The 11,734-nt window shown below is 32.1% G+C and carries 11 protein-coding genes and 1 pseudogene; 5 read left to right on the top strand and 7 right to left on the bottom strand.

Annotation, left to right across the window (positions count from 1 at the left end; all coding sequences use genetic code 11):
• Nucleotides 1-180: 180 nt before the first annotated feature.
• Both Q0075_RS06890 and Q0075_RS06895 read left to right on the top strand, forming a co-directional pair.
• Complete coding sequence (locus tag Q0075_RS06890; protein ID WP_297868866.1) at nucleotides 181-1,506, top strand: pitrilysin family protein; 1,326 nt, start codon at nucleotides 181-183, stop codon at nucleotides 1,504-1,506.
• Nucleotides 1,507-1,518: 12 nt separating this feature from the next.
• Nucleotides 1,519-3,570: a pitrilysin family protein gene (locus Q0075_RS06895; RefSeq protein ID WP_297868867.1), complete on the top strand. Its 2,052-nt coding sequence runs from the start codon at nucleotides 1,519-1,521 to the stop codon at nucleotides 3,568-3,570.
• Nucleotides 3,571-3,617: 47 nt separating this feature from the next.
• Here Q0075_RS06895 and Q0075_RS06900 read toward each other — a convergent pair whose 3' ends face one another.
• Nucleotides 3,618-4,487: an EamA family transporter gene (locus Q0075_RS06900; protein WP_297868868.1), complete on the bottom strand. Its 870-nt coding sequence runs from the start codon at nucleotides 4,485-4,487 to the stop codon at nucleotides 3,618-3,620.
• Between the two features lie 110 nt (nucleotides 4,488-4,597).
• Between Q0075_RS06900 and Q0075_RS06905 the strand changes: the two genes are divergently transcribed.
• Nucleotides 4,598-4,966: a heavy-metal-associated domain-containing protein gene (locus tag Q0075_RS06905; RefSeq protein WP_297868869.1), complete on the top strand. Its 369-nt coding sequence runs from the start codon at nucleotides 4,598-4,600 to the stop codon at nucleotides 4,964-4,966.
• Nucleotides 4,967-5,004: 38 nt separating this feature from the next.
• Here the strand turns inward: Q0075_RS06905 and gldD are convergent, their stop codons facing one another.
• The 4 genes from gldD to mutY are packed head-to-tail and all read right to left on the bottom strand — an operon-like array spanning nucleotide 5,005 to nucleotide 8,364.
• Nucleotides 5,005-5,562 carry a gliding motility lipoprotein GldD gene (gene gldD, locus Q0075_RS06910; protein WP_297868870.1) on the bottom strand — a complete coding sequence of 186 codons (558 nt, stop codon included), beginning with the start codon at nucleotides 5,560-5,562 and terminating at the stop codon, nucleotides 5,005-5,007.
• A gap of 2 nt (nucleotides 5,563-5,564) precedes the next feature.
• Entirely contained in the window at nucleotides 5,565-6,857 is a 1,293-nt protein-coding gene (locus tag Q0075_RS06915) for a gliding motility-associated protein GldE (protein ID WP_297868871.1), read from the bottom strand.
• Between the two features lie 15 nt (nucleotides 6,858-6,872).
• Nucleotides 6,873-7,274, bottom strand: a complete 402-nt coding sequence (gene ssb, locus Q0075_RS06920; protein WP_026725353.1) for a single-stranded DNA-binding protein — start codon at nucleotides 7,272-7,274, stop codon at nucleotides 6,873-6,875.
• A gap of 40 nt (nucleotides 7,275-7,314) precedes the next feature.
• On the bottom strand, nucleotides 7,315-8,364 hold the full coding sequence (gene mutY, locus Q0075_RS06925) for an A/G-specific adenine glycosylase (RefSeq protein ID WP_297868872.1): 1,050 nt from the start codon (nucleotides 8,362-8,364) through the stop codon (nucleotides 7,315-7,317).
• A 132-nt stretch (nucleotides 8,365-8,496) separates the two neighbouring features.
• On the opposite strand from mutY, the gene Q0075_RS06930 reads away from it, so the two are divergent.
• Both Q0075_RS06930 and Q0075_RS06935 read left to right on the top strand, forming a co-directional pair.
• Nucleotides 8,497-8,790: an HU family DNA-binding protein gene (locus Q0075_RS06930; protein WP_297868873.1), complete on the top strand. Its 294-nt coding sequence runs from the start codon at nucleotides 8,497-8,499 to the stop codon at nucleotides 8,788-8,790.
• A gap of 327 nt (nucleotides 8,791-9,117) precedes the next feature.
• Nucleotides 9,118-10,662: a ribonuclease E/G gene (locus Q0075_RS06935; protein ID WP_297868874.1), complete on the top strand. Its 1,545-nt coding sequence runs from the start codon at nucleotides 9,118-9,120 to the stop codon at nucleotides 10,660-10,662.
• A gap of 56 nt (nucleotides 10,663-10,718) precedes the next feature.
• Here the strand turns inward: Q0075_RS06935 and Q0075_RS06940 are convergent, their stop codons facing one another.
• Nucleotides 10,719-11,480, bottom strand: coding sequence for an SIMPL domain-containing protein (locus Q0075_RS06940; protein WP_297868875.1), 762 nt, complete (start codon nucleotides 11,478-11,480; stop codon nucleotides 10,719-10,721).
• A gap of 81 nt (nucleotides 11,481-11,561) precedes the next feature.
• Nucleotides 11,562-11,734 (bottom strand): annotated as a pseudogene (locus Q0075_RS06945) (nucleoside deaminase); the annotation flags it as partial.

Consider the following 11,734-nt stretch of genomic DNA (forward strand, 5'->3'; position numbering starts at 1 on the left):
TAACAATGATTTTAGTTAAAAATTTTAAGGTTGCAAATATACAATAATTTATAAACCAAACAACTATACTTTTAAATAAAATATATCAAAATAGAATTTTTAATGTTTTTTACGATTGAAATTGTAACAATATCACGAAATTGCGTCTCATATAATTATATCAAAACTAATTAATAACGTATGAAAAAATCTTTGATGGCTTTGAGTACTGCACTAATGCTTGGCGGAACTGCTTCTGCTCAAAAAGTAACATTTGAGGAATTTGATTTAGACAACGGATTACACGTTGTTCTGCACCAAGATAATTCCGCTCCCGTTGTAATTACCTCTGTAATGTATCATGTAGGAGCTAAAGACGAACAACCAAACCGTACTGGTTTTGCTCATTTTTTCGAACACCTTTTATTTGAGGGAACAAAAAATATTGCCCGTGGCGATTGGTTTAAGCTAGTAACCGCTAACGGTGGAAATAATAACGCAAATACAACTGATGACAGAACGTATTATTATGAAGTTTTTCCATCAAACAATTTAGAATTAGCTATATGGATGGAATCAGAAAGATTAATGCATCCTGTAATCAATCAAATTGGTGTTGACACACAAAACGAAGTAGTTAAAGAAGAGAAAAGATTACGCGTAGATAATCAACCTTACGGTAATTTAATTAAAGCAGTTAAAGAAAACATGTTCAAAGTGCATCCATATAAATGGACAACCATTGGAGAAATGGAGCATTTAGACGCAGCTACTTTAGAAGAATTCTTAGCGTTCAACAAAAAATTCTATGTGCCAAACAATGCAGTTTTAGTAATTGCAGGTCAATTTGATAAAGCGCAAGCAAAAGAATGGGTGAAAAAATATTTCAGTTCAATTCCTAAAGGCGCACCTATAACGCGTCAGAAATATGAAGAAGCACCAATAACACAGGAATTTAAAGCAACTTGGCAAGATCCAAATATTCAAATTCCAATGGTGGTAGCGTCTTACAGAACACCATCTATGAAATCTCGTGATGCTCGAGTATTAGATATGATTTCTTCTTACCTTTCCGATGGTAAAAGTTCGAAATTATACAAGAAAATTGTAGACGACAAAAAAATGGCCTTACAAATTGGAGCTTTCAACTACAGCCAAGAAGATTACGGAATGTATTTAATCTATGGTTTACCAATGGGACAAAATACAACAGAATCTATAGTAAAAGAAATTGATGAGGAAATTGCAAAAATGCAAAACGAATTAATTTCTGAAAAAGATTTCCAAAAACTTCAAAATAAATTTGAAAGCAACTACGTAAGCAATAACGCTTCTGTTGAAGGAATAGCTGATAATTTAGCAACCTATTATATGTTATATGGCGATATCAATTTAATCAATACTGAAATCGACATTTACCGTTCTATCACAAGAGAAGAAATTAGAGACATTGCAAAAAAATATCTAAACTCAAACCAAAGAATGATTTTAGATTATGTTCCTGCTAAAGACAAAGCTCAAAACTAAGATTTGAAGAATATGAAAAAATTTATTTATATAGCAGTCAGTTTATTTTTAACAATAACTATGCAAGCACAAGACAGACCACAACCAAAAGCAGGACCTTCTCCAGCAATTAACATTAATAAACCACAAAGTTTTGTACTTAAGAACGGTTTGAAAGTTTTAGTTGTGGAAAATCATAAATTACCTCGTGTTTCTTTCAATCTAACATTGGACAATCCACCTTATGCTGAAGGAAATAAAAAAGGAGTTTCTGATATCTTAAGTGGAATGTTAGGTAATGGAACAGAAACTGTTACTAAAGATGCGTACAACGAAGAAATCGACTTCTTAGGAGCGGATATCAATTTTTATGCCTCTGGAGCTTCAGCAAATGGACTTTCTAGATATTCCAAAAGAATTTTAGAATTAATGGCAGATGGTGCATTAAACCCATTATTTGACCAAAAAGAATTCGAAAAAGAAAAAGAAAAAATCATCGAAGGTTTAAAATCAGATGAAAAAAGTGTTACCGCTATTGCTCGTAGAGTAGAAAACGTATTAACATTTGGAAAAGAGCACTACAAAGGAGAATTTACTAGTGAAGAAACTTTAAATAATGTAACATTAGACGACGTTGTTATGAACTATAACACGTATTTCGTTCCAGCAAATGCTTATTTAGTAATTGTAGGAGATGTTAACTTTAAAGAAGTTAAAAAAGAAGTAGAAAGACTTTTTGGAACCTGGAAAAAGGCCACTGCTCCACAGTTAACTTATTCAAATCCAAAAGACGTTCAATACAGCCAAATTAACTTTATTGACGCTCCAAATGCAGTACAATCTGAAATCGCTTTAGTTAACTTGTCTAACCTAAAAATGACAGATAAAGAATATTTTTCAGTTTTATTAGCTAACCAAATTTTAGGTGGCGGCGGAGAAGGAAGATTATTCTTAAACTTACGTGAAAAACACGGTTGGACATACGGAGCTTACTCTTCAATTGGAGCTGGAAAATACATCAACAAATTCCGTTCAAGTGCGTCAGTTAGAAACACAGTAACGGATAGCGCAGTTGTAGAATTTTTCAATGAGTTAAAAAGAATCAAAACAGAATTAGTTTCTGAAGAAGATTTAAGAAACGCAAAAGCAAAATATGTAGGTAACTTCGTAATGCAAATTGAAAAACCATCAACTATCGCAGGTTACGCTTTAAACAAAGAAACACAAGGTTTACCTGAAGATTTCTATGAAAACTACATAAAAAACATCAATGCAGTTACTGCAGAAGATATCAAAAATGCAGCTAACAAATATTTCTTATCTGACTACACGAGAGTAGTTATAGTAGGAAAAGCGGCTGATGTCTTACCTGGATTAGAAGCCATGAGTAAAAGAGAAAAATTACCAATTTTCTACTTTGACAAATATGGTAATCCAACAGAAAAGCCAGAAGTTAAAAAACCTATTCCTGCAGGCGTAACAGCTCAGACCGTATTAAACAACTACATCAATGTTATTGGTGGAGAAAAAGCCGTTAAAAACGTAAAAACACTAGCAGTAATGTCATCAGGTACAGTTCAAGGAACTCCATTAGAATTAGTTGTAAAAACAGCTCCTAAAAAATTAGGCGTTGAAATGAAGGCTATGGGAATGGTAATGATGAAACAAGTGGTTAACGAAAAAGAAGCTTACATGGTACAACAAGGTCAAAGAAAAGATTTCAAAGACCAAGATTTGAAAGACATGCAAGATATGGCGGATAATTTTAAAGAATTAGCATTATTAACAGATAAAGATATTACTTTAACGGGTATTGAAAATATTAATGGTGCTGACGCTTATGCTATCAAAAATGGAAAATCTACTTATTTCTATGATGTAAAAACAGGATACAAAGTAGCTGAAGCTAAAGAGTTAGAGCAAGGTGGTCAAAAAATGACTCAGACTACTTACTATCAAGATTATAAAGATGTTAAAGGGTTAAAATTCCCATATAAAACCATCATGAATGTTGGTATCGAAATCGAATTAATTACTACTGAAGTTAAAATTAACGAAGGTGTAACGGATGCAGATTTCAAATAATAAACAAAACATGAATCTGGAAAGCGCTCAAGAAATTGGGCGCTTTTTTATTTTTTACTCGAAAAATAAACTCCAACTAAAACAATTAAAGCTCCTAGTAGTTGTATTGCAGAAAGTGTTTCTTCCATAAATAAATTACCTAATATAAAAGCCACCACTGGAATAATATAAGTTACCGAAGAAGCAAAAACAGGTGACGACAATTGGATTAACTTAAAGAATAAAATATTCGAAAATCCTGTCCCAACAATACCTAAAATCGCAATAAAACCTAATGAGGTTTGCACTTTTGTTTCGTGAACCATATCAAAAAAGCCCGTAAAATACAAAACAATCAAAGCCGGAAAAAACATAATCAAAAAGTTTCCTGTGCTTATTGTTAATGGTTTTAAATCAGATAAGTATTTTTTTATCAAATTGACATTGATACCATAAAAAATCGAAGCAATTACAATTAAAATTGCGTAGTAATAATTTTCAGTTGTATTTTCTCCTTCACCAAATAAAACAAGCAAAGCACAACCAATAAACCCAATAATAACTCCAAAAACCTGACTTCTTTGAACGCTCATTCCGAAAAACAGCAATCCTACTAACAAGGTATTTAAAGGAGTTAACGAATTTAAAATCGAACTGATGGAACCGTCAATTTTTGAAAGTGCAAAAGCAAACAAAAAAGCTGGAACAAAAGTACCACACAAAGCAGTTAACGCAATGTATTTCCATTTATGCAATGGAATTTGAGGAATTTGTTTAAATCCAACAACAATCAAAAACAAAGCTGCAAAAAGAATTCGTAAACTTCCTAATTGAACCGAATTCACACCTTTTAAACCCAATTGCATTAAGATGAAGGAACTTCCCCAAACGCAACCTAAAAAACCTAATAAATACCATTTTGTCGAATTGTTTTCCATAGCACTAAATTGTTCGTCAAAATTCAGGCTTTATTTTGAAAATAACACTATGAATTTTTGTAATTTTGCATAGTCTTTATTTAGAGACTTTTAATTTAACATTTATTGGTATGAAAAATTTAAAAAATATTGGTTTAGCGCTTTTAATGACACTTTCATTAACAAGTTGCAAACAAGAAAACAAAGAAGTTGCAGTTGAAGAAACTAAAAAAGAAATTGTTTCTGAAGCGGATTTAGCCAAAATGCAAACTGCAAGTTTTACTATCGACGGAATGACTTGCGCTATGGGTTGTGCTAAAACTATTGAAAATAAATTAGCTGAACAAGAAGGTGTTGGACAAGCAGTTGTGGATTTCGACACTAAAATTGCTACTGTAAAATTCGATGCAGAAAAACAATCATTAGAATCTCTAACCAAAACCATTGAAGGTGTAGCTGGCGGCGATTCTTACAAAGTAACGGAGTCGAAAAAGATGTAATAAAAAAAAACGCCCTGATTATCTCAGGGCGTTTTTTATTATTTCCATTCCAAAGATTCCATTATCCTACGCATATCATCTTTTAGATATTGAGCGGCTGGCAAAATAGAATCAAAATTAGGCTTTGCATAAAAATAGACACTTCCAACGATAAAGTTTTTAGTGCTATCAGTAACGTAAAATTGGGCATTTGTTGCTGCGTTTCCTCCAACTTCGTAGAACATTCCGTAAACCCTTTTCTTGTTGTTAATAAAGGGTTGTTCTAGAATATCATCTGCTTTTACAACGTGGTCATAAGTTAGTTTTTGAGCATCGCGTAATAATTTATCAATATCATTATTTACTGTTTTATGAGTCAAGTAAATCGTAGCTTTCATCTTTGGATAATTGATTTCGAAAGCACATGATTTATCTTTAATTAAGGCTAAATCATTTTTATCAAAAGTAAAGGAACAATTAGAATCTAATTTAGAATATTTCGCTTTTGGATATTCTAAACTTAATTGTCCTTTTGGTTTTGGTAAGGTTTCATCTCCACAAGAAATCAAACTTAAAAACAATCCCAAACAACTTAATTTTACTATATTTTGTATCATAATTACAATAACGTAACTTTTATTTGTTTTATTCTTCTCTTATCTACATTTTCGATGGTAAAAATAAGATTATGGAATGTTATTTTCTGTCTTTTTTTTGGAAAATTTCCAGAAATCTCGAGTAAGAATCCGGCTAGAGTTTCAGCTTCACCTTTTTTACTTTCAAATTCGTTTTCATCTACATCTAGAATTCGATAAAAATCTTTCAAACTAATTTTACCTTCGAAAAGGAAATTTTTATCATCAATTTGGGAATAAATCAAATCTTCATCATCGAATTCGTCACTAATATCACCTACAATTTCTTCCAAAACATCTTCTAAAGAAATAATTCCAGAAGTTCCGCCATATTCGTCCACTACTACCGCTAAGTGACTTTTCATGCCTTGAAAATCTTTCAACAAATCGTCTAGTTTTTTGTTCTCAGGCACAAAGAAAGGTTGTCGTAATAATTTGGTCCAATCAAAATCTTCACTATCAATATGCGGAATCAAGTCTTTAACAAATAAGATTCCTTCAATTTGATCGATATTTTCTTTATAAACTGGAATTCGAGAATAGCCTTTTTCAACAATTTTTGGCATTACTTGATCGAAAGCTTCTTCGATATTTAAAGCAAAAACATCAATTCTTGGACTCATTACTTGACGCACCTCGGTGTTTCCAAAAGTTACAATTCCTTCTAAGATTTTTTGTTCGCCATCAGTTGTATCCGTTTGTGAGGTTAATTCTAAAGCTTGTGAAAGCTGGTCAACCGAAAAATTTCCTTTTTGCATATTGAGTTTCTTCTCGATAAAAAGAATTCCGTTTCTCATGGGAACACTAATTGGAGAGAGTAAATTATTCAAAATCGAAATTGGAATAGCTATTTTTTTTGCAAAAGTAATGTTGTTTCTATTAGCGTAAATTTTTGGCAATACTTCTCCAAAAAGTAAGATAAAAAACGTAACCACTACAACCTCCATAACAAATCGAAGAACTGAAGAATCGATTCCGTTAAACAAACGTTCGCTAAAAGAAGAGAAAATGATTACAATAGCAATATTTACAAAATTATTAGCGACTAAAATGGTAGCTAACAATTTTTTAGGTTTTTCTAATAAACCCGAAATAAGCTTTCCACTGTTGTAATCTTTGTTTGAAATATCGTCGATATCTTTTTGAGATAAAGAAAAAAGGGCTACTTCTGAACCCGAAATAAAGGCAGAACAAGCGAGCAATATCAAAATTGCTAGTATTCCAAAAAGGAATTCAAAATCTATCGAAGAGAGAAAACTGGCCGGGTCAGGATCCAAATTAATTCAATTTAGTTAAACATTAAAATCGTCAGGAGCACTACCTGTTGGTAAAGATGATTTGCTTAAATCAGTATCTTTTTTGGTAGTTAAGAATGTAAATTCGGTAACCTGAATTTCAGTAGTGTATTTTGTAGCACCATCTTCTGCTTGCCATTGACGTGATTTTATTCTACCTTCGATGTAAATTTTATCACCTTTAGAAAGGTATTTTTCGCAAATTTCGGCTGCTTTATTTCGAACAACAATGTTATGCCATTCTGTTGATGTAATTTTTTCCCCAGTGGTTTTGTTGATGTATACTTCGTTTGTCGCTAAAGGAAAACGTCCAATACAATTACCACCTTCAAAGTAATGCATTTTAACTTCGTCACCTAAATGACCTATCAAAATAACCTTGTTTAATGTTCCGTTCATGGCTTATATATTTTTATTAGGGTTAATCAAAAATAGTAATTTAAAGTGAATTACAATAATTTGCAACAATAAAATTATGAATTACTATTGGAAAAGGTAGTTTTTCTATTTCTGTAATTGGTTTTGAATCAGGTAATTTTGAATCGAATTGCACTTCAAAAAAACGAATGTTTAAGTGTTGGTGCGATAACTTATGCAGTTTAATATCATTATGAAGTAAAATTATTTCAATAGGTTGCAAATTGAAGAATTCCATTTTAGAAACTTCTTCGATAATTTCATTTTCCGATAATTGCGATTCGGTTTCAAATACTGGAAATTCGTATAAGTTTTCCCAAATTCCTTTTCCTTCGCGCTTTTGAACAATGAAACTTGATTCAGAATCTTTTAAAATGAGATAATTTAGATAACGAGGCGTGACTTTTGTTTTTTTTGTCTTAACCGGAAGTTCGTTTACTTTTTTATATTGAAGTCCAGCACAACTCGAATTTAAAATACAAGCTTCACAATTTGGATTTTTTGGAACACACTGCAAAGCGCCAAACTCCATAATCGCTTGATTAAATAGAGCAGGATTCTTTTTGTCTAATACTTCTTGCGCTAATTGTTGAAATTCTGTTTTTGTTTTTGGTAGAGAAATATCACTCTCTACATTATAATAACGACTCAAAACGCGGAACACATTTCCGTCTAATACCGCAACAGCTTCGTTAAATGAAAAAGAGGCAATAGCGGCAGCGGTATATTCACCAACACCTTTTAATTTTAATAATTCTTTATAATTGGAAGGAAATTCGCCATTTAATTCAAAAGCAATGTGTTTTGCAGTTGCATGAAGATTTCTAGCTCTGGAATAATAACCCAAGCCTTGCCAAAGTTTTAAAACGTGTTCTTCATCAGCTTTGGCTAAGTCAAAAACAGTTGGAAAAGCCTCAGTAAAAGACAAAAAATAAGGTAAACCTTGCGCCACTCGCGTTTGTTGAAGCATGATTTCTGAAAGCCAAATAGGGTACGGATCAGTCGTATTTCGCCAAGGTAAGTCGCGCTTATTTTGTAAATACCAATGAATTAAAGAGTTAGAAAAATCCATGTTTTTAAATTGAGACAACAAAAATAAATCTTTAGTAATTAAAATTTAATCAATTAAGGTTGAATTATTGTTTTTTTAATTCTTATATTTGCAAACTCAAAAAAATACACATAAATATAAATACGAAAGAAAATGACGAAAGCAGACATCGTAGCGAAAATTTCAGAAAAATTAGGACTTGAAAAAGGTGATGTACAAGCAACTATTGAGTCTTTTATGGAAGAGGTAAAAAACTCGCTTGAATCAGGTGATAATGTTTATTTAAGAGGTTTTGGAAGTTTTATCATCAAAACAAGAGCTGAAAAAACAGGAAGAAACATTTCTAAAAACACTACAATTAAAATTCCTGCTCACAACATTCCAGCTTTTAAACCTGCTAAAGTTTTTGTTGAAAGCGTTAAAGAAAAAACAGAAGTTACAGTATAAAAACTATTTATTAATCTAAACACCAACATGTTATGCCAAGTGGTAAAAAAAGAAAAAGACATAAGGTAGCAACTCACAAACGTAAAAAAAGAGCGAGAGCAAACCGTCATAAAAAGAAAAAGTAGTTTAAAACTACTTTTTCTTTTTTAGAAAAAAAGTTCATTGAAATGAATCAATTTTAAGTTGATTCCCAGGTACAACTGCCTGTAAAAAATGTTTAATCCATCTGTACGAGTAGAATTCAGAATTTAAAATTCAGAATTTAGAATTTTTCTAACTTCTAATTTCTAACTTCTAACTTTAAAAGTATGGATAAAAATGTACTGCATGAACAAAGAGTTAATTATTAGATCGGGTTCAAATGCTGTAGATTTTGCCTTATTAAAAGATGGAAAACTAATAGAATTACACAAAGAAGAAGAAAAGCAAAGCAATTTTGCGGTTGGCGATATTTTTATTGCTAAAATCCGTAAACCTGTGGCTGGTTTAAATGCCGCTTTTGTAAACTTAGGCCATGAAAAAGATGCATTCTTGCATTATCACGATTTGGGTCCAAATTTACCTTCTTTGATGAAATTTATTAAACTTGTAAGCGCAGGTAAATTAAAAGATTATTCACTCAAAAATTTTCCTTTTGAAGCTGAAATTGATAAAGATGGCGTTATAACCGACATTCTAAGCGCCAATCAATCAGTTTTAGTTCAGGTAGTGAAAGAACCTATTTCGACTAAAGGTCCCAGAATTAGTTCTGAGATTTCGTTAGCAGGAAGATACGTAGTTTTAGTTCCTTTTTCAGATCGTGTTTCTGTTTCTCAAAAAATAGAATCAAGAGAAGAAAAAGATCGATTAAAACGATTGGTTCAATCCATTAAACCAAAAGGATTCGGTGTTATTGTGCGAACAGTAGCCGAAGGCAAAAAAGTAGCCGAACTAGACAAAGATCTACAAACATTGATGGACCGTTGGTCTGCTATGTGTAGAAGATTACAAACGGCTCATCATCCATCAAAAGTATTAGGAGAACTGAATAAAGCTTCTTCTATCTTACGAGATGTATTTAATGATACCTTCACAGGTATTCATGTTGATGATGAAGATTTGTATCTTGAAACGAAGGAGTATTTGCAAGAGATAGCTCCGGATAAAGTGTCAATCGTAAAACACTATCAGTCTAAGGAACTGCCTCTTTTTGAAAAATATAATATTGAGCGACAAATAAAAACGTCTTTTGGAAAAACAGTTTCCATGAGCAAAGGTGCTTATTTAATTATTGAACACACAGAAGCTCTACACGTTATCGACGTGAACAGTGGAAATCGTTCAGCAAAAGCAACTAGCCAAGAAGATACTGCTCTAGAAGTAAACATGATTGCTGCAGCCGAAATTGCACGTCAATTACGACTTAGAGACATGGGCGGAATTATTGTAGTGGATTTTATTGATATGCAAAATCCCGAAAATCGCAAAGTATTGTACGATTTCTTAAGAGAAGAAATGAGTGACGATAAGGCCAAGCATAAAATCTTGCCTCCTAGTAAATTTGGATTAATTCAAATTACTAGACAAAGAGTTAGACCAGAAGTTAATATTAAAACGAGAGAAGAAGACCCAAATAATGAAAATGGGGAAATCGAAGCTCCGATTTTAATTATTGACAAAATTACGTCTGATCTTGAACGCATTATTAAAGACCACAAAAAGGTTGTTTTAAACGCACACCCTTTTGTGGCAGCATACCTTACTAAAGGTTTTCCATCCTTACGTTCGAAATGGTTTTTTGAGCATAAGAAATGGGTGAAAATTATACCTCGTGACGCTTACACGTATTTGGAATATCATTTCTTTGACAAAGAAGGAAATGAAATTAAATAAATTAAAAAACCGCCTTTCGAAAGATTGGCGGTTTTTTTGTATATAAAATTTAAATTTTAATCCAATTCATATTCTAATCGTACAGTAATTCTTGCGGTTTTGTTTTTGCTGTAGGTATCAAAATTTCCTCCATAGCTGTCTTCTTCGGTTGAGCCTTGACCTGTAATTTGGAAAACTCCCATGCTGGCTGATTTTAATTTACCTAAACTTCCATCGGCTGTTTTTACAATTTTTTGAGCTCTTTCGCTCGCATCTTTTGAAGCTTTTTCGATTAAGCTGTGCTTCAAATTAGGTAAGTTAGAATACGTATATTGAATAGAATTAGAAGTCAACTCAATACCTGAATTAATCAATTCCGATGTTTTACTTGAAACTTCTTCGATTCGTTTCATCAAATCTGGATTCTTCTTTGCTGAAAAAGTGATGGTTTGAGTCGCTTCATAACCATCAAATACTTGTTCGTATTTGGTTTGATAGGCATTCTCTGGATTTTCGGTTCGTACTTCTCTAAATCGTTTGTTGAATTGAACGGCTCCAAAAGTAAATTCTTCTTTTTTAAATCCTTTGCTCATGAAGAAATCAGCCACAATTTTTTGATCAGAAATCATTTTGTTGTAGGCTTCTTTAATATCAAAACTCTTAGTTGAAAAACTTCCCGACCATAAAATCTCATCGGAAACAAAATCTGTAGTTCCTAATCCTACAACGGAAATAGTGTCTAAATTTTCGTTTCGATTTTTAAAAGCTGTGCCTAAAATAAGTGCGGTAATAATTATTGAAACTCCAATAACTAAGGTTGATTTTAATTTGTTTTCCATAAAGAAACAGTGTTAGTTGGTTACAAATAATGTAGTATCAAAACTCATACCAAGTTACAGAAAATCATTACGTTTTGGAATTTATCGCTTATTTTTAAAAAAAGCTTTCATTAAATCGGCACATTCTTTTTCTAAAACTCCCGAAATGACTTGGGTTTTCGGATGTAATTGTGTTCCCATTTTTTGAAAGCCACGATTCTCATCGGAAGCACCAAAAACAATTTTAGAAATTTGGGACCAATACAAAGCGCCTG

The sequence above is a fragment of the uncultured Flavobacterium sp. genome (genome assembly GCF_937967675.1).
Taxonomy (GTDB): domain Bacteria; phylum Bacteroidota; class Bacteroidia; order Flavobacteriales; family Flavobacteriaceae; genus Flavobacterium.

Coding starts and splice junctions, on each gene's coding strand:
- Q0075_RS06890 (WP_297868866.1), top strand. CDS start 181: ATGAAAAAATCTTTGATGGCTTTGAGTACTGCACTAATGCTTGGCGGA.
- Q0075_RS06905 (WP_297868869.1), top strand. CDS start 4,598: ATGAAAAATTTAAAAAATATTGGTTTAGCGCTTTTAATGACACTTTCA.
- Q0075_RS06930 (WP_297868873.1), top strand. CDS start 8,497: ATGACGAAAGCAGACATCGTAGCGAAAATTTCAGAAAAATTAGGACTT.
- ssb (WP_026725353.1), bottom strand. CDS start 7,274: ATGAACGGAACATTAAACAAGGTTATTTTGATAGGTCATTTAGGTGAC.
- Q0075_RS06895 (WP_297868867.1), top strand. CDS start 1,519: ATGAAAAAATTTATTTATATAGCAGTCAGTTTATTTTTAACAATAACT.
- Q0075_RS06935 (WP_297868874.1), top strand. CDS start 9,118: ATGAACAAAGAGTTAATTATTAGATCGGGTTCAAATGCTGTAGATTTT.
- mutY (WP_297868872.1), bottom strand. CDS start 8,364: ATGGATTTTTCTAACTCTTTAATTCATTGGTATTTACAAAATAAGCGC.
- Q0075_RS06900 (WP_297868868.1), bottom strand. CDS start 4,487: ATGGAAAACAATTCGACAAAATGGTATTTATTAGGTTTTTTAGGTTGC.
- gldD (WP_297868870.1), bottom strand. CDS start 5,562: ATGATACAAAATATAGTAAAATTAAGTTGTTTGGGATTGTTTTTAAGT.
- Q0075_RS06940 (WP_297868875.1), bottom strand. CDS start 11,480: ATGGAAAACAAATTAAAATCAACCTTAGTTATTGGAGTTTCAATAATT.